This window comes from Pseudomonas sp. Irchel s3h14 (genome assembly GCF_900187425.1).
Lineage (GTDB): Bacteria > Pseudomonadota > Gammaproteobacteria > Pseudomonadales > Pseudomonadaceae > Aquipseudomonas.
Window position 1 is genome coordinate 83,065 of the sequence record NZ_FYDJ01000010.1, and the last position, 22,141, is coordinate 105,205.

Annotated in this window: 20 protein-coding genes and 1 pseudogene; 12 read left to right on the forward strand and 9 right to left on the reverse strand. The window is 55.8% G+C overall.

The window, feature by feature from the left end; all coding sequences use genetic code 11:
• Positions 1-22 precede the first annotated feature (22 nt).
• From CKW16_RS19590 to CKW16_RS19600, 3 genes are read left to right on the forward strand one after another with little or no spacing between them, the layout of a single operon-like run.
• Positions 23-3,262, forward strand: coding sequence for a hypothetical protein (locus CKW16_RS19590; RefSeq protein WP_095129889.1), 3,240 nt, complete (start codon positions 23-25; stop codon positions 3,260-3,262).
• A 16-nt stretch (positions 3,263-3,278) separates the two neighbouring features.
• Positions 3,279-4,259: a tetratricopeptide repeat protein gene (locus CKW16_RS19595; protein ID WP_095129891.1), complete on the forward strand. Its 981-nt coding sequence runs from the start codon at positions 3,279-3,281 to the stop codon at positions 4,257-4,259.
• Between the two features lie 5 nt (positions 4,260-4,264).
• Positions 4,265-5,236 (forward strand): sel1 repeat family protein, encoded by a 972-nt coding sequence (locus CKW16_RS19600; protein WP_095130059.1) that lies wholly within the window; start codon positions 4,265-4,267, stop codon positions 5,234-5,236.
• A 118-nt stretch (positions 5,237-5,354) separates the two neighbouring features.
• Here the strand turns inward: CKW16_RS19600 and CKW16_RS19605 are convergent, their stop codons facing one another.
• Positions 5,355-5,651: a hypothetical protein gene (locus CKW16_RS19605; RefSeq protein ID WP_095129893.1), complete on the reverse strand. Its 297-nt coding sequence runs from the start codon at positions 5,649-5,651 to the stop codon at positions 5,355-5,357.
• A gap of 508 nt (positions 5,652-6,159) precedes the next feature.
• On the opposite strand from CKW16_RS19605, the gene CKW16_RS19610 reads away from it, so the two are divergent.
• Positions 6,160-6,429 (forward strand): DUF2790 domain-containing protein, encoded by a 270-nt coding sequence (locus CKW16_RS19610; RefSeq protein ID WP_046047138.1) that lies wholly within the window; start codon positions 6,160-6,162, stop codon positions 6,427-6,429.
• Between the two features lie 91 nt (positions 6,430-6,520).
• Complete coding sequence (locus CKW16_RS19615) at positions 6,521-6,916, forward strand: hypothetical protein (protein ID WP_095129895.1); 396 nt, start codon at positions 6,521-6,523, stop codon at positions 6,914-6,916.
• Here CKW16_RS19615 and CKW16_RS19620 read toward each other — a convergent pair.
• Positions 6,913-7,182 (reverse strand): DUF1652 domain-containing protein, encoded by a 270-nt coding sequence (locus CKW16_RS19620; protein WP_095129897.1) that lies wholly within the window; start codon positions 7,180-7,182, stop codon positions 6,913-6,915. The genes CKW16_RS19615 and CKW16_RS19620 overlap by 4 nt on opposite strands.
• 306 nt (positions 7,183-7,488) lie before the next feature.
• Here CKW16_RS19620 and eco point away from each other — a divergent pair, with 306 nt between their 5' ends.
• Entirely contained in the window at positions 7,489-7,971 is a 483-nt protein-coding gene (gene eco, locus CKW16_RS19625) for a serine protease inhibitor ecotin (RefSeq protein ID WP_095129899.1), read from the forward strand.
• A 29-nt stretch (positions 7,972-8,000) separates the two neighbouring features.
• Positions 8,001-8,306: an NIPSNAP family protein gene (locus CKW16_RS19630; protein ID WP_074876451.1), complete on the forward strand. Its 306-nt coding sequence runs from the start codon at positions 8,001-8,003 to the stop codon at positions 8,304-8,306.
• Positions 8,307-8,330: 24 nt separating this feature from the next.
• On the opposite strand, the pseudogene ilvA reads toward CKW16_RS19630, so the two are convergent.
• A pseudogene (ilvA, locus tag CKW16_RS19635) lies at positions 8,331-9,326 on the reverse strand (threonine ammonia-lyase, biosynthetic); the annotation flags it as partial.
• Positions 9,327-9,574: 248 nt separating this feature from the next.
• On the opposite strand from ilvA, the gene CKW16_RS19640 reads away from it, so the two are divergent.
• Entirely contained in the window at positions 9,575-9,907 is a 333-nt protein-coding gene (locus CKW16_RS19640) for a DUF2834 domain-containing protein (protein ID WP_095129903.1), read from the forward strand.
• Here CKW16_RS19640 and CKW16_RS19645 read toward each other — a convergent pair.
• Together CKW16_RS19645 and CKW16_RS19650 are read right to left on the reverse strand one after the other, a co-directional pair.
• Positions 9,888-10,811, reverse strand: a complete 924-nt coding sequence (locus CKW16_RS19645; RefSeq protein ID WP_095129905.1) for a magnesium transporter CorA family protein — start codon at positions 10,809-10,811, stop codon at positions 9,888-9,890. The genes CKW16_RS19640 and CKW16_RS19645 overlap by 20 nt on opposite strands.
• Before the next feature lie 7 nt (positions 10,812-10,818).
• Positions 10,819-12,393: a RimK family protein gene (locus tag CKW16_RS19650; protein WP_095129907.1), complete on the reverse strand. Its 1,575-nt coding sequence runs from the start codon at positions 12,391-12,393 to the stop codon at positions 10,819-10,821.
• 92 nt (positions 12,394-12,485) lie between these two features.
• On the opposite strand from CKW16_RS19650, the gene rimI reads away from it, so the two are divergent.
• A complete protein-coding gene (gene rimI / locus CKW16_RS19655) occupies positions 12,486-13,583 on the forward strand; it encodes a ribosomal protein S18-alanine N-acetyltransferase (protein WP_095129909.1) in 1,098 nt (365 codons plus the stop codon).
• A gap of 156 nt (positions 13,584-13,739) precedes the next feature.
• Here the strand turns inward: rimI and CKW16_RS19660 are convergent, their stop codons facing one another.
• Positions 13,740-14,891 (reverse strand): PQQ-dependent sugar dehydrogenase, encoded by a 1,152-nt coding sequence (locus tag CKW16_RS19660; RefSeq protein ID WP_095129911.1) that lies wholly within the window; start codon positions 14,889-14,891, stop codon positions 13,740-13,742.
• Between the two features lie 51 nt (positions 14,892-14,942).
• On the reverse strand, positions 14,943-15,299 hold the full coding sequence (locus CKW16_RS19665; protein WP_095129913.1) for a hypothetical protein: 357 nt from the start codon (positions 15,297-15,299) through the stop codon (positions 14,943-14,945).
• Positions 15,300-15,502: 203 nt separating this feature from the next.
• Here CKW16_RS19665 and CKW16_RS19670 point away from each other — a divergent pair, with 203 nt between their 5' ends.
• Positions 15,503-16,363, forward strand: coding sequence for a Ku protein (locus CKW16_RS19670; protein WP_095130061.1), 861 nt, complete (start codon positions 15,503-15,505; stop codon positions 16,361-16,363).
• Positions 16,364-16,482: 119 nt separating this feature from the next.
• Here the strand turns inward: CKW16_RS19670 and lpxO are convergent, their stop codons facing one another.
• Positions 16,483-17,382 carry a lipid A hydroxylase LpxO gene (gene lpxO, locus CKW16_RS19675; RefSeq protein WP_095130063.1) on the reverse strand — a complete coding sequence of 300 codons (900 nt, stop codon included), beginning with the start codon at positions 17,380-17,382 and terminating at the stop codon, positions 16,483-16,485.
• Positions 17,383-17,878: 496 nt separating this feature from the next.
• On the opposite strand from lpxO, the gene CKW16_RS19680 reads away from it, so the two are divergent.
• Positions 17,879-19,468 carry an ABC-F family ATPase gene (locus tag CKW16_RS19680; RefSeq protein WP_008149954.1) on the forward strand — a complete coding sequence of 530 codons (1,590 nt, stop codon included), beginning with the start codon at positions 17,879-17,881 and terminating at the stop codon, positions 19,466-19,468.
• Between the two features lie 261 nt (positions 19,469-19,729).
• Complete coding sequence (locus tag CKW16_RS19685) at positions 19,730-20,917, forward strand: MFS transporter (protein WP_095129915.1); 1,188 nt, start codon at positions 19,730-19,732, stop codon at positions 20,915-20,917.
• Positions 20,918-21,028: 111 nt separating this feature from the next.
• Here CKW16_RS19685 and CKW16_RS19690 read toward each other — a convergent pair whose 3' ends face one another.
• Positions 21,029-22,066, reverse strand: a complete 1,038-nt coding sequence (locus CKW16_RS19690; protein ID WP_095129917.1) for a dienelactone hydrolase — start codon at positions 22,064-22,066, stop codon at positions 21,029-21,031.
• Between the last annotated feature and the right edge of the window lie 75 nt (positions 22,067-22,141).

Genomic DNA, 22,141 nt, shown 5'->3' on the forward strand with positions numbered 1-22,141 from the left:
TAACGAATGAATGGAAGCATTTATGGAATCCAACACCAGCGCTGTACCTACTGCACCAACAGCCGAAGAAACCTGTGCGAAGCCGCCACGGGATCTCGGTGAGCAGCCCAATGCACCTGATGAAACGCCCGGCTCTCATGACAAAGTAAAAACGCCGTGTTCAACAACCTACGGCAGCGCGATTTACGACACCGAAAATGAATCGTTCTGGCTACTGCCGGAACGCACAACTTCGGCGCTTAAAGAAGCGGCCAATGACCTGGACCAAAAAGTAAGTTCAAGCAAGTCTGCCGAGGAACGCAAAAAAGGCCTCTACAGCACAGGGTTGCTTGAATACTTCCTCGAACCCAAATTGGGCAACTTTCTCGCGGGCGAAGAGCAAGCGCGAATGCTCGAGATTGAAACGCAATACCCAAGCATCAGTGACCTGGATGCCACGTTGCTGGAGGCGCAGCAACAGAGAAAGGCTGCAACGCCACCGGCTCCGGCTCCCTCGACGCCTCTAACCCGACTTGAACAAGATGACATCAAAAAGTCCGAGTGGATGGCAGCGCAACAAGACGCAACGCGGGTGCACGGCGTTCATGCTGAATGGCAAAAGTTGAAGCGCACCGCCATCGTCGCCGCTAAAGAAAAGGGTTACGCCTACGAAAGTGGAAGTCTGTACTCCCCTGAATCCATTGCAGCGCGCGAGGGCGTTCAGAAATACCTAAAAGCTCGAGAAACCTTACTCAAAGAAAAAGACCTGGCCACATTAGGATCGGCTGAACTCGCGCCGCTGCTGGCTCAAGACAAAAAGCGACTAGACGAGGTCGCGACTTGCGGGGTGAATAACCAACTCCCTCTTTGTACGTACGTGCGCGATCAGGAAGCACAGCGTTTAAAAAGAAAAGCGATCTATGTTGCTTACCTTGAGTCCATTACCAGTGTCGCTCAATACGGAATCGCCTTACCCGAATTCGCCCTGATTCCCGCGAGCGGTGCTTCGGTCGAAGGTGGCGTCGACCTGTTCAAGCAATACTTGGCGCTTGAGAAAAAGCAGACAGAGGTCAACGAACGCCTTAGCAAAAAATATAAAGGCTGGATCGAAGCAAGCGGCCGGCAGGCCAAAGCGCCGGCCAACCTTGTTTCCCTCGAGCGCGCCGAATGGGACCGTCTGCAGGCAGATAAGGAAAAGTTACGACTGCAAGCCGAGAAAAACATGGAAACCGCACCTGTTCGTCGGCATCTGTTGTGGGAGCCCGAGCAGTTCCAGGCCAAGCCGATGGACCGGCTGGTCAAGGATGGTTTTCCGCTTCATGAAATGAGCATGCTGGATGACCTCAAGAAACCGTTGACTTACCTGAGCATGTATTCGCTTCCAAGACTTCAAGCCACCGTCAAGAACGACTGGAAAAAGGTCGGCGCCAAAGTCAAAGACTTGACCAAGCGCCCAGGCAACAGCACTGGCAAAGCCGCCACCGACAGTGAATTGAATTTGTTCGGCCAATGGCTCGTACAGGAAGGCGCTCTGCGGATCAAGGACCAGGAAAGCGACTGGTTTTCCCCCGAAGGCTGGTTCGAGATCGAAAAGTTTTACACCTTTCTGCAAACCAAGAATTACAAAGTCACTGCCCTTGATAGTGCCGGCAGCCGCAAGGAATGGGGAGTACGCCTGCAACAGGTGTTGTTCAAAGACAACGTGCGCAAGACCTTTCGCATTTTTGATATCAGCCCCCAAGCGCAACTGGTTCGCTGCCTGACGTCGTCATCCACTGAGATCATTCACGGATCAACAAAAGTCGAAGGCCCCGCTTTTAGCCTGGCGGAAGGATTTAAAGCCTCGGCCAAAGCGTCATTCGGCGTCGACCTCGCCCGTGGTGAAGTCGAGCTGTTTAAAGTCGATCTGCCTGAACGCAGCAAAGCCAAAGAAATCACGTTTACCTATCTAGACGGCAATAGCGTCCAGCAAACACTCAATTTGGGCCGGTTTTCGTTGTATCTCGGCGCCAAGGCCTGGGGCTATGCCGGCGCCTCGCTGCTGCTTTCCTCCGAGATAGCGCTGGACATTGGCAACGCGGGATTCCATTTGGCTCCGCCAGAACCCGTGGTACGGACCGGAGACAAACGCGATTTCGTCCACACCGAAACCAGCGATCAAATCAAGGGAGTCAATACAAACCTGCAAGTGCAGAATGGAGGCAAAGCCGCCTTCAATTTATTCGCCGGTTTGCAATCGGGAATCATGGTGACCGGCGCCTTGAACTGGGCCCCGCCCTCCGAAGTCGCCATGCTACAACGGGCACCCACATCGGGGTCCAAAGACTCGATGAAGACCAACGAGTGGTTCAGCCTCGCTCGTTTGACCGCCGAACTAAATGTGGCCGCAGGTTTGGGGGCAAAGGGCGAAGCGAGTATTTCGTTGCATGACGGCCGGTTGATTTTAGTACTGAAGGCTTCGTTGGTAGCCGGCCCCGGGGTGGGTGGGGCTTTCAAGTTCGAAGTGGGTTACGACGCAGTGACAGAGTTGATCAACTTGTTCCGCCGCGAGCTTTATAAAAACAATCAAAATCCTTTCTTTTCCATCGATAAAAATACAAACGATTACATGTCCAAGCTAAATGCCTTGGCCATTTGCGGCTTTGATATGCCTATGGTCTATATCATGGGAGTGGATGCAGTCATGGCCCTTTATGAGAGTTTGACCGCTACCGGCAAGGGAGGGCCGATTGCAGATACTATTATTTATTATGGGAACCAAGCAGAATTGGAGGAGTGGTGCGTTAACGCGATTCCGGGTGCTTTGGGTCCGCTATTAATGACTTTAATTAGTCCTGCAGACGAGTTCAGCATTATCAGTACCAATTCATCGGGCGATACAGCGAAAGCAGAACGCAAATACGACAAAAGCCAAGCGCACCTGATTCAACAAAAAGCTATTGAGCGTGTTCTTAAGTGGATATTAGATAACGCAAAAAAACAGAATACCGTCGATAAAGCCCAGAGCCAGTTCGAGGAGATCTGCATGTGCATGAATCGCTTTGGATTAAAGCCAGCGAATGAACGGCAATTTTATTGTGAAAATCGACTGGCGCTTGATAACTTTATGTCAGACGCAGTCCTAAGACTTGCCGATCCAGAAAACGACAAAATGCGTACTCGATATGCTCAACATGTAAAATTGTTAGGCGCAAATAGTGACAATTACTGCCAGCGCAGCCAATTTTATGGCCGAACATATATACCCGCTGGCAAAGCCAAGTACATTGCTCCAGACCAGTAGAAACTGAGGACAACACATGCGCCAAAAATTCACATTCGTTACTGTAGTTTTTTCCCTGCTTTTTTCTTGCCAATTGCTTGCAAAGCCTACGGCTGAATTGAATGCAGCCAAGCAAACAGGAATAGCTCTTTACAATCAGTACAAGATGGCGCCTGCAATACAGCATTTGACGATAGCTGCAAAAGGTGGGGATGCGGAATCCCAGTACTATTTAGCTGAATCAATTAGAAATACAAAACGCTACATGACCGAGGATGCGCAAAAGTGGTACGAGGAATCGGCGAACCAAAATAACGTTTATGCGATGATACAGCTCGGACGAAGTGGTGATAATCTCTGTGTCAACATGGGCAACTGCCCTGAAAGCACAAAAACACCGGCGCAATGGTTGAAAGGCGCGCTAGATTTGACGAAACCTGTTGCTGAAAGTGGTGATCCCGAAGCGATGTACTTAATGTATGAACTAACGCTTAAGGAGGAATGGCTTGAGAAATCTGCAAATTCTGGATATGCATTAGCTCAATACTGGATGGCAATTGGAACTAGGCAAGGAGACGGTTTCTTCTTGCCATGGAAGCGGCATGAGGCAATTGGAAATTGGCTGAAACTATCTGCAGAAGGAGGATACCCCCCTGCAATGATGGAATACGCTGCGTTTATTTATGAAGATCAAGGTGATTTAACAGTCGCTCGCCATTGGATTGTCGAAGCAGCTAAAAAAGGGTACAAGTCAGGCGTCAGCAGTTACGGCGCATATTCAGCCCATTCACCATCGCTTTTTGACTTCCCATTAGATAGGGTTAAAGGTTATGCACTGACCTCGCTACTATCTGAACTTGACGGTGGCGGAGATGTACAGGTTTACGTAAATGAAACCCTTCCGGAAATTGCCGAAAAAATGACACCAGAACAAATTTCAGAAGCTAACGAATTTGCAAAAAACTGGAAAGCGACTCATCCACCTCTGTCGTTTTTTCCGGAAAAGTTGAGCCGTTAACATTGATTAAGAAAAGTCTATTTGCCGCACTGTTGATTATTGCGCTTGCAAATCCAGCATCCGCCGAACTTTCCTCGGAACAGCAAGCAGCAAAAACACAGGGCATAACTTTCTACAATCAATACAAAGCTGTTTCTGCCACCCCCTTCCTGACCATTGCTGCGGAAGCCGGCGATCACGAAGCACAGTATTATCTGGGAGAATCGCTCAGGAGGAAAAACCACTATATTAATCCTGAAGCTCGGAAATGGTACGAGGCGTCCGCTGCCCAAGGTGATCTATACGCAATGATTCAACTTGGGCGCATAGTGAAGGATCTTTGCACACTTTCAGACAACTGCCCTCCTAATCAAAAAATGCCAGTCGAGTGGTTAAATCAAGCTGAAAAAATAGCATTGCCGAAAGCGATCCAGGGCGACGCGGATGCCATGTATATTATGTACGAATTGACCTTGGACGAATCATGGCTTGAAAAATCCGCTATAGCGGGCCATGCACTGTCTCAATATTGGATGGGCGTAATCTATAAACAAGAAAAAGGCTTTTTCTTACCTTGGAAGCGAGGAGAAGAGGTTGAGAAATGGTTTAAAGCATCTGCCGAAGGTGGCAATCCAAGATCGATGATGGAATATGGAGCGATTTTGTTTGAGAAAGGAAACATTGAAGGTTATCGGTATTGGAATGAACAAGCGGCTTTAGCAGGCTATGCATCCACTGTCTATGGTTATGGATCAGACCTTGCCCACGAACCGGACCTGTATGGCTTCCCATTCGACATTATTAAAGGATATGCACTTATATATTTGCTGGGGGAGCTAGATGGCGGCGGTGGTTTGCGGGAGATGGCCGAAAGTAAACTCCAAAAAATTGCCGAAAAAATGACATCTGAACAGATAGTAGAAGCTAAAGAGTTTGCGAAAGAATGGAAGGCGACTCAAGCCCCCCTGTCATTCTTTCCTGACAAGCTGAATCTCTAAGGCCAATTGGATGTCGCCTGACCAGCATGCTACCAATCCGCAAAAGTAGGAAGCAGCAAAATAGAAAGAATTGATTCTTCCTAAAGTCTTACTGCTTCCACTTTCTTACCGCATAGCGTCAGACCGGCGCCTTCCACCCCATCATCTGCTGCTGCGCAACCAGCAGCAAATCGCACCCATCTTGCGTCAGCAGATAAAGCGCGTGAGTAATGTGCGGAATATCTTGAACATCACCGTTCTTGAAGCATTGGCAATGGAGCGTTTCAAGTAACTGGCTGGCGGCTCGGACACGCTGTAAAGCCGCTTCGAGAATGTCTTGGGGATTGGCCTCGGTATCGATGACCATTGGGTTTGTGTCGGTAACGCTGCTTTTGATTGAGCGATAGCGATCGGGGAATGGATTTATCGTTGGCATAGTAATTACTCGATGATTAGTAAATAACCGCCAGTACCGTGACCAAACGATGGGAGGCGGACTGTGTGCAGGCTTGGTCAACCGACACCATCAAATCGGTTCGCCCGAAGGCGTCCAGCACACAGCCGCCATTGCAACGCACTACGAGGACATAGATGTCCGCAGCGCGAATGATGGCACACATATGCGTGATGGCATCAGGTGACCAAACCTGCTCGCTGATTTTGCAGCGAGGTCAAACAGTAAACGCTGGCAGCTTGCCGGCGAAAGACGACAAAGAGTCCGACCGTGTAGGAACGGGCCGAACCTCCCTCAGTTTTTTTACCTACATGAAACCTCTGTCAGAAACCTCCTCACGACAGGCGGCATTCAATCGGGTTAACCATCGCTTAACCCCGCGGTCCAAAACTTTACTGGACCGCACGCCCTCAGAGTTCTCTGACGCCCAGTGCGGCAGGTTCGACGCCTAAACGTCGAGCTGACTTTAAGCCTGCATCGGAGATCGTTCATGAACATGCGCACCTTGCTGATCACCACTGCCCTCGCCTGCACCGCGTTTGCCGGCCTGGCCCAGGCCAATGACACTTCGAGCTCCCAAGCGGTGCCTTACCACTACGGTATGCCGCTGCACGTGGGCAAGGTCATTACCTTGACCGAACCGTCTACGCTGGACTGCAAAGTGGTCACAGCCGACATGAAGTACATCGATAGCACCTCGGGCAAGCCTGCGGAAATCTCCTACCGTAAACTTTCCGACGCTTGCAGTTATCAGAACTGACGGAAAGGTCTGATTCAACACTTTGCGGTATTCCTGTGAGGGGTTCTGGCGCTATGCTCTGCGCCTCCCCCCACTGCCGCAAGGATTCGCCATGCAGTTATCGTTTCGTGCCTTGTCGACCTTCACTTCCCTTCTGTGCTTTTTGCTGGCCCTGGTCTGGGGTTTGCTGCCCGACTGGTTGCTGTCAATCTGGGGTCTCGAATACTCGTTGGCGGTGGGCGTTGTCGCGCGGCGCAGTGCAATGCTGTTTGCGGCATTGGGCGTGATGTTTTATCTGGTTCGAAACGAGTCGCCTTCGACCACCCGACATGCGCTGAGCAATGGCTTCATGGTCGGCTGCTGGGGGTTGGCAGCCCTGGGCTTCGGCGAATGGCTCAATGGCCATGCCGGTCCGGGCATTTTGCTTGCGGTGGTGGTCGAACTGGCGCTGGGCCTGGCGTTTCTCCAGACCAGGCGCGTGTCGATGGAACTCGAAACCGTGGGTTAAAGCGCTTTTCTGTCTGGATGCAGCGTCTGGGCAATGGTCTGGTGCTGCATGTCAGAGCGCAGTCCAGCGATCAGGTTGTTGATTTCTCGGCAACCATTTAGCTGTTTGGCATTTATTCCTGTTTTCATTAGATCGAGGTGATCGGTTTCACGATCGGAATATACCTTGACGGTCATCGACAGGTCCGGCGACAGCGTGCATTGACAACGTTTCGGCAAAAAACTGCTTTCAATGATATTGCGAAGTTCCAAGGCAGAAAGAAACATGGCGACCCTCTCCTTAATGTGAGACTGCCAATCAACGATCGATACTGACGCAATGAAATCCCCGGTCAGCTTAAGACCAGCTACAGCATAAAACATGCCTGGGATTTCGCCCTGCAGCTCATCGGTAAATCAAAGATTTAGCCAAATGACTGCTACATGGCCTCATGCAATCTGCAAGAAAGGCGTTGTGGTGCCCCTGCAATTTGCATACATCCAGCGACACGTTTGCATTGGCCGACGACGCCAGTAAGAATGCGGCCATTCAAATCAGTATCCGCTGACCCCGCTCGCACGCAAGGAGGCACCATGGGTTCTTTGACCTGCATCACTACCGTCGGGCTGATTGTTGCCGGGCTGTCGACCATCGCTCACGCCGCGAAACTCGAAGAAATCGCGCCGTTCCCCAAAGCCGAGAGCGGTTTTACCCGCCAGGTCATTCACCTTGCCCCACAGACTCAGGAAGACAGTTTCCAGGTCGAAGTCCTCGCTGGCAAAACCCTGACCGTTGACTGTAATCGCCAACGCTTGGGCGGCATTCTCGAGGAGAAAAACCTCGAAGGCTGGGGCTACCCGTTCTACCGACTGGAAAAAGTCATCGGCCCAATGAGTACGCTGATGGCCTGCCCGGACGGCAAAAGTAAAAAGGACTTCGTGCCGGTGGTCGGTGACGGTTTCATGCTGCGCTACAACAGCAAACTGCCGATCGTGCTCTACGTACCGAAAGACGTCGAAGTCCGCTACCGGATCTGGTCGGCGTCGAGCAAGGTCGAGAAAGCCGTCCAGGAATAACCGTTCTATCCCGTTACAGGAGCGCCATTTTGATTACCTGCCACGTCAAATATGTGATCGATCCGTATCAACTCAGCGAATTCGAAGCCTACGCCAAGGCCTGGCTCGGCATCGTCGAGCGTTTGGGCGGTACGCACCACGGGTACTTCCTGCCTTCCGAGGGCGCGAGCAATATCGCCTACTGCCTGTTCAGCTTTCCTTCGCTGGCGGACTACGAAAGCTACCGGCATATCGCGATGACTGACGCCGAAAGCGCCGCGCTCGTAGCTTCGCTGGTCGAGAAGAAGTTTATCGTCAGTTATGAGCGGACCTTCCTACGCCCGCTTCTGGCCTGACACCGCTCACGCCGGGGCGCCGCTCAACGCGGCGCGCTCGGCCACGTGGCGCAAACTGTCGAAATTGATATTGGCGCCCGAGTCGATCGCTACCAGTGTCTGACCACGGGCACCGGTTTGCGCCACGTATTTTTTGATTCCGGCCACGGCCAAGGCACCGGAAGGTTCGGTGATCGAGCGGGTATCGTCGTAGATATTCTTGATGGCGGCGCAGAGTTCGTCGTTGCTGACCGTCAACACCTCATCGACGCAAAACCGGCAGACCTCGAAACCATAAGCACCGATCTGGGCGACGGCGACACCGTCGGCGAAAGTGCCTACGTTCGGCAGGACAACTCGCTCGCCGGCCTGTAATGCCGCATGTAAACAGGCGGAATGCTCCGACTCGACGCCGATGATGCGGACTTCAGGTCGCAGGTATTTGACGTACGCCGCGATGCCGGCGATCAGGCCCCCACCGCCCACCGGGACGAAGACCGCGTCCAGCGGACCTTGATGCTGACGCAGGATTTCCATGGCGACGGTGCCCTGCCCCGCGATCACGTCCGGGTCGTCGAAGGGCGAGACAAAGGTGCGACCGGTTTGCCGCGCCAGGTTCAATGCATAGTCCAGCGCAAACGGAAAACTCTCACCGTGCAACACGGCGTCGGCGCCCCGACTGCGCACACCGAGCACCTTCAACTCCGGCGTTGTGCACGGCATCACAATGGTCGCAGCGATTCCCAATTCACGCGCCGCCAGCGCCACGCCCTGGGCATGATTGCCCGCCGAAGCGGTGATTACCCCGCGAGCCTTTTGCTCATCGCTCAGCTGCACCAGTTTGTTGTAGGCACCGCGGATCTTGAAGGAGAAGGTCGGTTGCAGGTCTTCGCGCTTGAGCAGGATCTGATTGCCGAGCACCTCGGACAACGCTGGCGCCGGTTGCAGCGGCGTACGCACCGCGAGCTCATACACCGGCGCGGCGAGGATCTTTTTTACGTAGTGCTCAAGCAAGGTCTGCTGGGCGGTGGTCGTGCTCATGGTCGTCTCCTGACGTTGATCGGAACCCAGGAGGCAGAAAGTAAAAACCCGCCTCTAGGGCGGGTTGGGTGCTGCAGTCGTGAGCTAGCCCGCCAAATAAGGAATGGCGGTAATAATGCTTGGCTGGCAGCGCAATACAGTGGAAGTCATGTCCGGAAATTAGCCGGACGCTGATGGCAAGTCAATGGCCAATTTTACTCGGCCTCTGTAGGCTGACGACTCTGCTCATCATCCCAAGGAAGGAAACCATGAAGTCTGTCGCCCTGCCCCTTATTGCCCTTATTGCGTTCGCCGGCTACACCGTTTCGGTGATGCTTCAGGCCGAACAGTCATTGATCGACTTCGGCATCAGCCTGATGTCGCGCCCCGACACGGCGCAGGTAGTGATTGATTTGTACCTGCTGGCGACGCTCGCAGGCATATGGATGTACACGGATGCGCGCAATCGGGGGCAGTCGGGATGGTCGGTGGCTCCTTACCTTTTGATCACCGCTGTTTTCGTCTCCATCGGGCCACTGTTGTACCTCGTCGTGCGTGGGCTACAAGATCGGAGAAAAGCCGTCACTTTGCCAACCGCCTGAGCCCAAGCACCATCGCCCCCGCACCTAACGCCATTGCGGTCAGAAACAGCGGATACGAAACCCACCACGGCACGCCCGCCGTCATCATGCTGAACTCGGACATGCCGCCGATACTTGCAATCAGGTTCAGCGGCAGAAACACCACATTGATCAACGTCAGTTTACGCAGCAGGTTGTTCATGCTGTTGTTCATCAGGTTGCCCCGGGCGTCGATCAGCCCGGAGAACACCGTGGAGTAGATTTCCGCCTGTTTGTAGCACTGGTTGTTTTCGATGATCAGGTCGTCGATCAGGCCAATGGCTTCGGCGCTGAAATGTTCCTTTGCCGCGTGATTGCGCAACCGGGTCAGGACTGCGCCGTTGCTGTGAATCGCGTTGATGTAATAGATCAGGCTTTCGCTGAGGTTGAACATCTGAATCAGGTGCTGGTTCTGCATCGACGCGTTGAATTTCTGCTGCAACTCCCGGGCAACCAGCTTGATCACCTTGAGATGGCCCAAGTAGTGATGGATGTTGTTGAACAGCAGGTCGAGCAATACATCCAGCGGCGTGTTCAGAGGCTGGCGCATGCCGAGGCCACTGAGCGGCGAGTCGTCGGTGGCGATCACCAACAAACGATGTTCGGAAAACAGCAAACCGCACGACGACACTTCAAAAGCCAGGCTGCCGGCACCGGAATAGTTTTCCGGGCGTTTCCAGATCAGGAACAGGTTGTCGGGGTGAAACTCGATGCGTGACACCTCGTCGGGGTCCAGGGCCGAGGCCAGCGCGTGTTCATCAACTTTGAAATGGCTGTGCAGCAGATCCCGTTCGGCCGCATCGGGGTTGCTGAACAACATCACGTCGGCGTCCAGCCGTTCGACCGCTTGCAGAGCGCCGTGAATCAGTTGAAAGCGCTTGATCATCCGCCGCTCACCAAGCCTGGCCACGACGCTTGAGTTCCAGGCGACGGACGAACTCTTCCAGCACCAGTGAATACAGACCGTCCTGCAAGTAAGCGTCTTCTATGCCGGCGTCCATGTTGGGATTGTCGTTGACCTCGATCACCACCACTTTGTCGCCGGACTGCTTGAGGTCGACACCGTAGAGGCCATCGCCGATCAGGTTCGCGGTCTTCACCGCCAGCTCCACCACCGCCCGCGGTGCTTCGTGAACCGCGAGGGTGCGGCATTCGCCGTTGATGTCCTGGCCCTTGGCCTTGTGGTTGTAGATCTGCCAATGGCCCTTGGACATGAAGTACTGGCAGGCAAAGATGGGTTTGCGGTTGAGCACGCCGATGCGCCAGTCGTATTCGGTGTAGAAGAATTCCTGAGCCAGCAACAGCACCGAATGCTCGAACAGTTCGGCCGTGGCTTCGAGCAAGGCTTGCTGGCTTTCGACCTTGATCACGCCCCGAGAGAAACAGCCGTCGGGGATTTTCAGCACCAACGGGAAACCGAGGCGCTCGCCCACTCGTTCGAAGTCTTCCGGTCGCTCCTTATAGAGAATCTCGGTGGCGGGCATGCCCAGTTGATGGCTCTTGAGCAGGTCGGTCAGGTACACCTTGTTGGTGCAACGCAGAATCGACGCCGGGTCGTCCATCACCACCAGCCCTTCGCTCTCGGCTTTCTTGGCAAAACGGTAGGTGTGGTTATCGACGCTTGTCGTCTCGCGGATCAGCAGTCCGTCGTATTCGGCGATACGCGCGTAGTCCTTGCGCTCGATCAGCTCGACGTCGATGCCCAACGTCTTGCCAGCCCTGACGAAGTTGTCCAGCGCCTTGGCATTCGACGGCGGCAACGCTTCCTGGGGATCGTGCAGGATGGCCAGGTCATAACGGGCCAAACGCCGGGAACGCGGCACGCGCCAGATCTTGCGACTGAAACTATCGAGTGAGTGGGCGAACTGGTCTTCCTGGTCTTCGCGCAACTTATGTAAGGCGCCGGACTTTATCCCTTCAATGTGCCAGCCGTTAGTTCGACGAAACTCAACTAACAATATCGGACACGGGAAGACTTCAAACAACTGTCGCGCCAGATCCTGCAACGGCTCGATATGAGTCTTGCCAAAATACAGTGTCAGGGTAAAGCCTTCGGTATCGCTGTAAAGATGATGACTGAGGGCTTTTTCCAGGGTTTTATCCAAATCATCCAGGGCCAGGCCGTACAAGGACTTTCGAGTCAGTTCGCTGATGGTTCGCACCGGCGGAATCACCTTGTGCCCACGGGCTTCGGCCAGCAGCGAGCAGTAGTAACCGTGCCCCAGGTACTTGTAGCTGCGGCACAGATTGATCACTTGCACCCGCTTGCCCTGCTCGTTGGCGCGGGGTTTTTCAAGGTATTCCTGCGCGCTGACGATGTCTTCACTGGGGAAGTAGGAGGCCCAGTCCTCCTTGCGCTCGACGATGATAATCAATTGACTGGACGTTCTAATACCGTCATTTAAATAAGTTGCTGCCGGCAAAGTTTGCTCGGATACTTCGCGCCAATGACCCTGTACCGCTGACATAGTGATTGATCCGTTGGAGAACAAGACCTTTCCTATTAAGCACGAACTTTTTAGAAAGTCCCGTTTCGTTACGCAACTTTTACGGTGGTCATATGAATCTGGTTTTTCGCTTGGCGCTGGTTGAAGACTTACCGGCACTGCTGGAACTCGAACAACACTGTTTCACCACGGATCGGCTTAACCGTCGCAGTTTTCAATGGATGATCACGCGGGCCCACGGGCAACTGCTGGTGGCCCAGCGTGGCGAGCACCTCGTCGGTTACGCCGTGGTGCTGTTTCACCGGGGTACTTCGCTGGCGCGCCTTTACTCGATTGCGATCGCCACCGAAGCACGCGGCAGCGGACTGGGCAGGCAGTTGCTCGAACGGATTGAGGCCTGCGCCCTTGAGTACGACTGCGCCTACCTGCGGCTGGAAGTACGCATCGACAACCCGACGGCGATTGCCCTGTATGAGCGCAATGGTTATCGACGCTTTGCCCTGATTCACGACTATTACCAGGACCATGCCGATGCGCTGCGACTGGAGAAGCGCATCCTCCAGCACCGCGACTCGCGCAACATCAAGGTGCCCTGGTATCCGCAGACCACCGATTTCACCTGCGGCCCGGCCTGTCTGCTGATGGCCATGGGCGCGCTGCAAGCGGATCGCGTGCTGGAGCGTCGCGAAGAACTGCAAATCTGGCGCGAAGCGACCACCGTGTTCATGACCTCGGGCCATGGTGGCTGTAGCCCTCAAGGCCTGGCGCTGGCGGCATGGCGACGGGGTTTTGGAGTGCGTCTGCAACTGAGTATGGCCGGGGCACTGTTTCTCGATGGCGTACGCGATGCACATAAAAAAGAGGTAATGCGTCTGGTGCACGAGGAGTTTACGGCGCAGTTGCACACCACTGACGTCGAACAGGTGATCGGCAGGCCGCTGGATCTTCCAGGTTTACTGAACGGTGGCGGACAACCGCTGGTGCTCATCAGCAGTTACCGACTGACCCGTTCCAAATCGCCGCATTGGGTGATCGTCACCGATTGCGATGAAGAGTTCGTCTACCTGCATGACCCGGATGTCGATCACAGCCAGCATCGCCAACCCATGGACTGCCAGCATTTGCCGGTCAGCCATGGAGAGTTCGAAAAAATGTGCAGCTTTGGGCGAGGCAAGTTGCGCGCAGCAGTGGCCCTGTACGCCCGATCATGAGTTTCACAACCCCTGTAGCAGCTGGCGAAGCCTGCGTCCGGCTGCGTAGCAGTCGTAAATCCAGGCACCTCGGTCTAACTGAGCTGCCGCGGTGGATGATTTTACGACTGCTACGCAGCCGGACGCAGCCTTCGGCAGCTGCTACACAGGTGCCGGTTACTTCAGTCCGATCTTGTACAGGGCTCCATCGTCCTCATCGGTCAGCACATACAAATACCCATCCGGCCCTTGCCGCACATCGCGAATGCGCTTGTTGAGTTCCCCCAGCAATCGCTCTTCGTGAACGATCTTGTCGCCATCGAACTGCAAGCGGATCAACTCCTGGCTCACTAACGCGCCGATAAACACGTTGTGCTGCCAGGCCTTGAAGCGGTCAGCGTCGTAGAACGCCATGCCGCTGAGGCCGGGGGACTTTTCCCAGACATGGCGTGGGGCGATGGTGCCTTCGGCGGTCTTGCCCTGGGCTTCCGGAATTGGCTGGCCGGAATAGTTGATGCCATGGGTTGCCATCGGCCAGCCGTAGTTCTTGCCGCGCTCGATGATGTTGATTTCATCGCCCCCCTGGGGACCGTGTTCGTTTTCCCAGAGGGTGCCGGTCCAGGGATTGAGCGCCGCGCCTTGTGGATTGCGCTGGCCGTAGGACCAGATTTCCGGGCGAACGCCGGCCTGACCGACAAAGGGGTTGTCATCCGGCACCTTGCCGTCCGGGTAGATCCGCACGACCTTGCCTTGCAGCTTGTCCAGGTCCTGAGCAGTTGGCCGGTCGTTGTTCTCGCCAAGGGTGATGAACAGATAGCCGTCACGATCGAACACCAGGCGCGACCCAAAGTGGTTACCGACCGAAAGCTTGGGTTCCTGGCGAAAGATCACTTTGAAATCCTTGATCGCCGTCAGGTCGTCAGACAGACGACCGCGACCTACCGCCGTCCCGGCCTTGCCGCCCTCACCACCCCCTTCGGCATACGACAGATAGACCGTGCGGTCTAGTTTGAAGTCGGGCGACAACACCACATCCAGCAAGCCGCCCTGCCCCTTGGCCCAGACCTGTGGCACGCCGCTGAGCGGAGCGGAAAGTTTACCGTCGGCGCTGACCACCCGCAGGTTACCGGGCCGTTCGGTCACCAGCATCCCTTGGCGATCGGGAAGAAACGCCAAGGCCCAGGGATGTTCGAGCCCCTTGGTCATTGTCGTCACCTCAAGGGTGCCCTGTTCGCTGTTCAGATTCTGGGTTGGCGCCGCGAAAACGGGCGCCGTGACGGTGATCAGTGCGCTGGCACACAGTGTGGCCAGAAGGGTTTTACGCAACATGCACGATTCCTTTTGTCGTTCGAATGGCTGGCAAGAACGCTGCCGTGCCGTTCAACGGTAGTTGGTGTCTGCGTCTCGATGAGGTGGATTGGGAATGAATTTCGGTGGGGTAGCGGGAGGCGGCCGACCTTGGGGATAGCGATTGCCGATGCCACCATTATCAAGCGTCGGTGGCCTCGGCACGGGCACTGTGTTTGGGCCACGGATGACCGGCACGCTGGGTTGCGTGCCTTGCATGCTGTTGGGATTGGCCCGGCGAATCGGGCTGTTGTAAGGATTGCTGGCGTTGCCTGTCGGGCTCTGGGCCAACAGCAGTAAAGAAGGTGGCGGCGCGGTGTCGGCCTGGGCCAGATTGCTCAGCCAGCCACTCAACGCCAACGCGGTGCAGCCGAGCACAAATCTGTTCATGGGAAGCCTCTCGACATCAGCGTGGATAGGAACTTCGATATCACGCTACGCCCGGGGTTCGAATTTGTTAACTAAAACCTCCCGGACAAGATGTAACACGAAGTTGAGCACGCCCCTGATCCCCCACAGGACCGGGCCGCAAGCCACTGAAACTTTTGCGCCAGGCCGCAGGTCACCTGAACATCACACGCGAGAAGACGACCATGGCACGGGCAATCTGGAAAGGCGCGATCAGTTTCGGTCTGGTGCATATCCCTGTGGCGCTGGTTTCGGCGACGTCCTCGCACGGGGTGGATTTCGACTGGCTCGACAGCCGCAGCATGGAGCCGGTGGGCTACAAGCGTGTCAACAAGGTCACCGGCAAGGAAGTGACCAAGGAACACATCGTTAAAGGTGTGCAGTATGAAAAGGGTCGGTATGTGGTCCTCAGCGAAGAGGAAATCAAGTCGGCGCACCCGCTGTCCACTCAGACCATCGACATCTTTTCCTTTGTCGACAGCGAGCAGATTCCCCTGCAAAACATCGATACGCCCTACTACCTCGCGCCGGATAAACGAGGTGGAAAGGTCTATGCGCTGTTGCGCGAAACGTTAAGCAAAACCAATAAAGTCGCCCTGGCTCATGTTGTGCTGCACACGCGTCAGCACCTCGCCGCGCTGATGCCGCTGGAATCGGCGATGGTGCTGGTGATGCTGCGCTGGCCTGCCGAAGTGCGAAGTCTGGATACGCTGGAGTTGGGCAGTGAAGTCACCAAGCCCGAACTGGCCAAAGGTGAACTCGATATGGCCAAACGACTGGTTCAGGACATGAGCGCAGACTGGAAACCCGAGGATTATCGCGACAGTTTTGAAGACAAGATCATGGCGTTAGTTGAGAAGAAGGCCAACGAAGGCAAGATCGAGGATGTGGAAACAGCGACGGGTGAAGAGGAGCGCAAAACCGCAGACGTTATCGATCTGACCGAGCTGCTTAAACGCAGCCTCGGCGGCAAGAGCACGGGCAAAACGAAGCCCGCCGCGAAACCCGCCGCACACAAAAAAGCCACGAAGACTTCTCGTGGCTGATTGAAAGTTTGCGGTGAATGTTTTGGCCTCTTCGCGAGCAAGCCCGCTCCCACAGTTGACCGCGATCTAATGTGGGAGCGGGCTTGCTCGCGAAGGGGCCATACGCCGTGACACAATCTTTAGATCAAAACAAAAAACGCCAACAATCCGCCAAAAACCGCCCATTTCTCCAGGTAATAGAGCTTGCGGTTGCGCTTTTTGAGCGCTTTGCCGTGCAGGCGAATCTTGTAGATTTTGGCGAACAAGCGGTTGATACCGCCGGTCTTGTCACCCGCATCGTTTGGCGCGCCCGCCGCCGACATCACGTTACGGCTGAACCAGCCATTGAACGCCGCCGCCCAGCGATACTTCATCGGCCGCTCTACGTCGCAGAACAGAATGATGCGGTTGTGCTCGGTAGTGTTTTCGGCGTAATGAATGAAGGTTTCGTCGAACATGACCGCTTCACCGTCGCGCCAGTGGTAGTTCTCGCCATCGACGTTGATGTAGCAACCGGCATCGTTCGGTGTTTCCAGGCCCAGGTGATAGCGATAGGAACCGGCATACGGATCGCGGTGACGCACCAGTTTGGAACCCGGTGGCAGCTCGGCGAACATCGCGGCCTTGATCGAGCCGATGCGTTGCACCAGTTCGGTGGTGCGCGGGCAGAGTTTCATCGCCGAAGGATGGCTGTCGCCGTACCACTTCAGGTAGAAACGTTTCCAGCCCGTCTTGAAGAACGAGTTGAAGCCGACATCGTCGTATTGAATTGAGCGCTTGATCTCCCCGGCCCTGAGCAGATTCTGGCCCTCGGCACGAATTTCTTCCCAATGGTCCTGCAGCGGACTCAAATCAGGAAAGTCGGCCGGGTTGAGATAAGGCTTGTTGGGGATTTTCGAGAACATATAAAGGAAGCAGTTGATCGGCGCCAGAAACGTCGAGTGGTCGCTCAATTGGCGGCCCAGCTTGTGGCGCACGCGTCCGCGCAAGTGGACGTACGCAATGGATACAACATAAACAGCGGCAATGATCAATTTCACAAAAATCGTCACACGTCAGAAGTGAACAAACTGCGTCCCTTGCCAGCCGATCGGCCCGAGGGTCTTGTGCAGCGTCTGAATACTAAATAGCGGTCCCGAATGGCGCGTCCTTGAGCCCATGCCGCCTGTCGGCATCAAGTGATAGATGGCATTTTAGCCACAGTTTGTAACCAATAGTTAACCTTCAGATGTGAAAATCTGTCCACTGATGCTGCCAAAGTGGCCGTGCGGCCTTAACGCCCTATCGTTTAAAGAGCCAGACCAGTACAATCGCCGCCAAACATTACGCGCCCCCCTTGGTTGATGACGGGAATGAACCCCGTGTCAGCGCACTTCGACTCGGGCCAAGCGCTCCATATGCTGCTGTCCACTTATTGCCAGATGGACCTTCCGCTTCTGACCGGGATGCATTTCCTGTGGTTCGAAAACCGGAAACGGGTACTGAATCGGTACTGCCGCAACCCTAGCTACTCTGAATGCTTCGCAGGAAAAACCTTTGATCTCTACAGCTAACATCACGATGCAGTTCGGCGCCAAGCCGCTATTCGAAAACGTTTCGGTCAAATTCGCCGCGGGCAACCGCTACGGCCTGATCGGCGCCAACGGTTGCGGCAAGTCGACTTTCATGAAAATCCTCGGCGACGACCTCGAGCCGTCCGGCGGCCAGGTCATGCTCGAGCCGAACGTGCGTCTGGGTAAATTGCGCCAGGACCAGTTCGCTTACGAAGAATTTACCGTGATCGATACCGTGATCATGGGTCACGAAGAGCTGTGGAAGGTCAAGGCCGAGCGCGACCGCATCTACTCGCTGCCGGAAATGACCGAAGAAGACGGCATGGCCGTTGCGGAACTGGAAACCGAATTCGCCGAAATGGACGGCTACACCGCCGAATCCCGCGCCGGCGAACTGCTGCTGGGCCTGGGTATCGGCATCGAGCAACACTTTGGCCCGATGAGCGAGGTTTCCCCAGGCTGGAAACTGCGCGTATTGCTGGCTCAGGCGCTGTTCTCCGATCCTGAAGTGCTGTTGCTCGACGAACCGACCAACCACCTGGACATCAACACCATCCGCTGGCTGGAAAACATCCTGACCCAGCGCTCCAGCCTGATGATCATCATCTCTCACGACCGTCACTTCCTGAACAGCGTGTGCACCCACATGGCTGACCTGGATTACGGCGAACTGCGTCTGTTCCCGGGCAACTACGACGAGTACATGACCGTGGCGACCCAGTCCCGCGAGCAACTGCTGTCGGACAACGCCAAGAAGAAGGCGCAGATCTCGGAACTGCAATCGTTCGTCAGCCGCTTCTCGGCCAACGCCTCGAAAGCCAAGCAGGCCACCTCCCGCGCCAAGGCGATCGACAAGATCCAACTGGCCGAAGTCAAGCCTTCGAGCCGTGTGAGCCCGTTCATCCGTTTCGAACAAACCAAGAAGCTGCACCGTCAGGCGGTCATCGTCGAGCGCATGGCCAAAGGCTTCGACGGCAAGACACTGTTCAAGGACTTCAGCTTCCAGGTTGAAGCTGGCGAGCGCGTGGCGATCATCGGCCCGAACGGTATCGGTAAAACCACTCTGCTGCGCACCCTGGTCAACGAACTGACCCCGGATGCCGGCACCGTGAAGTGGACCGACGCCGCGGAACTGGGCTACTACGCTCAGGACCACGCGCACGACTTCGAAGACGACTGCAACCTGTTCGACTGGATGGGCCAATGGACCCAGGGCGGCGAGCAAATCGTTCGCGGTACCCTCGGCCGTATGCTGTTCTCCAACGACGAGATCCTCAAGTCGGTCAAGGTCATCTCCGGTGGTGAGCAAGGTCGCATGCTGTTCGGCAAGCTGATCCTGCAAAAGCCGAACGTGCTGATCATGGACGAACCGACCAACCACTTGGACATGGAATCCATCGAGGCGCTGAACCTGGCGCTGGAGAACTACCCGGGCACGCTGATCTTCGTCAGCCACGACCGTGAGTTCGTATCGTCCCTGGCCACCCGCATTATCGAGCTCAGCCCTAGCGGCGTGATCGATTTCAGCGGCACCTATGACGACTACCTGCGTAGCCAGGGCGTTGTGTTCTAAATAGCTGCTGAAACTGAAAAGCCCTGTCCAAGTGACGGGGCTTTTTGCATTTCAGGGACATGGGATGTTTTGGTGCCGAGACCTTCGCGAGCAAGCCCGCTCCCACATGTGAAAGGCGTTCCACTGTGGGAGCGGGCTTGCTCGCGAAGAGGCCCTCAATAACACCGCAAAATTCAAAGCCAATATAGTTAGCCTGCTTCCTTTTATTTTCCATGCAAGCCATGATGCAGTTCTCCTACCGCCGCCCGCGAACGAGCCCTCATGTCTGTGCAGCAACTGCCACCACAAAGCTCCATGGCGATCACCCTGCAGATCGTCTCTATCGTCTTCTATACCTTTATTGCCTTCCTCTGCATCGGCCTGCCGATTGCAGTGTTGCCCGGCTATGTCCACGAACAGCTGGGTTTCAGTGCGATCATCGCGGGGCTGACCATCGGCTCGCAGTACCTGGCCACCCTGCTCAGCCGCCCGATGGCCGGACGCCTGTCGGACAGCATCGGCACCAAAAAGGCGATTGTTTACGGGTTATTAGGGATTGTGTTGAGCGGCGTGCTGACGTTGATTTCAACGCTGCTGCAAAGTCTTCCATTGCTGAGCCTGTTGGTCCTGATCGCCGGCCGTTTGTTGCTGGGGATTGCCCAGGGATTGATCGGGGTCGGCACCATCAGTTGGTGCATGGGTCAGGTGGGCGCTGAACATACTGCGCGATCGATCTCCTGGAACGGCATCGCCTCCTACGGCGCCATCGCCATTGGTGCGCCGCTGGGGGTGGTGATGGTCGGCGAGCTGGGGTTCGCGAGTCTTGGGATCGCGCTGTCGGTGCTGGCGCTGGCGGCACTGTTGCTGATCCGTAACAAACCCTCGGTGCCGGTGATTCGCGGCGAGCGCCTGCCGTTCTGGGCGGTGTTCGGGCGCATTGCGCCGTTCGGTGCGAGCCTGAGCCTCGCCTCCATCGGTTACGGCACCCTGACCACTTTTATTACCCTGTACTACGTCAGCCGTGGCTGGGCCGGCGCGGCTTATTGCCTGACGGTGTTCGGCGTGTGTTTCATTCTGGCGCGGCTGTTGTTCATCTCTAGCATCAGCCGTTTTGGCGGATTCACCTCGGCCATTGCCTGTATGAGCATTGAAACGGTGGGCCTGGTGTTGCTGTGGCTGGCGCCTTCGACCGGTTATGCGCTGATCGGCGCAGGCCTGACCGGGTTCGGTCTGTCGCTGGTGTATCCGGCGCTGGGGGTCGAAGCGATCAAGCAAGTGCCCAACTCCAGCCGAGGGGCGGGACTGAGTGCTTACGCGGTGTTTTTCGATCTGGCGCTGGCGATTGCCGGGCCGTTGATGGGCGCGGTGGCGTTGAACCTGGGGTACACGTGGATTTTCTTCAGCGCGGCGTTGTTGTCGGTGGCAGGACTCGGTTTGACCCTGTTACTGAAACGCCGCGCGATGGCCTGACACTGCAATCCCTGTAGGAGCTGAGCTTGCTCGCGATGGCGGCGTCAAATTCAATACTGAGTCGTCAGACAGGCCGCCATCGCGAGCAAGCTCAGCTCCTACAGGACTATCTTATTGATCGGCTGTCTGCATTCCGGCCCGGGTCGGTTTGCCAAGCGCGTGAGAGAAGAAACGCCCGGCTTCGGACACCATGGTGCGATGGATGTCTTTGCGGTCTACGCCATCGGCATCGGTACACAGCGCCGGCATGGCGAGGATCTGCTCTTCGTTGCAAGGTGCCAGGAACACAAAGTGCCCTGCCCCGGCCAGCAACTTGAAGTCCGGTGCGACCGGCAGTTTACGCGCGAGGGCGGCGGCATTCTTGTCGAATGCCACCAGTTTGTCGCCGTCGCCGCTGTAGAGCAGCACTGGCACATGCACGTCGGCCAGAGTATGGCGGCCAAACTTCAGGCTCAGCGGCGCCATGAGCAACAAGGCGCGAACCCGCGGGTCAGCCACCGGTTGCAAGTCATCGCGGTCAGCAATCAATTCGCCTTGGGTGTTGCAGGCATCGCGGTCGTCCGGGCGTTCCTGACAATAGCGGCGCAGACGGTCCAGGTCGGGTGTCGCGCCGGACAGAATCAGCGCCGTCTCCCCGCCAGCCGAATAACCAATCACACCGACCTGATCGGCATTGACGAAGGGCGCGAGCATTCGATCGCCAAGCGTCGCGGTAATGGCTTCGGAAATCTGGATGGGCCGACCGTAAAGGTTACTCAACGTACCGAGGCGGCTGTGGTCTTTGGAGTTGTCGCCGGGATGGATCACCGCCACCACCACAAACCCTTTGCGTGCCAGCGACGTGGCGAGATCGTTTAAGGCCAGCGGGGTTCCGGTGTTGCCGTGGGACAGCATCAGCAGCGGGAAACGGCCGATGGCGACTCGGGTGTCTTCCCCCGCTTCGACCGTGTAGCCCTCGAGGATGCTGGAGTGTTCCTTGTCGCTGGAGGGATAGAAGGCGATGGCGCGCATCGGCTGCAAGTCCAGAGGGTCGAGAAAGCTCATCTCATGGAAGCCGACGCTCCAGTGAGGATGCGGCGCAGGCGCGGCGTGCACTGAGTTCAGGCTGCTGAGCAGGCAAAACAGTAAGGTTGCACAAAGACGCACCATGGGAGGCTCCACCTGGCTACTGACCGGGGACGTTAACCCTCGACTGCATAACACGGGCCACTATTTTATGAAATT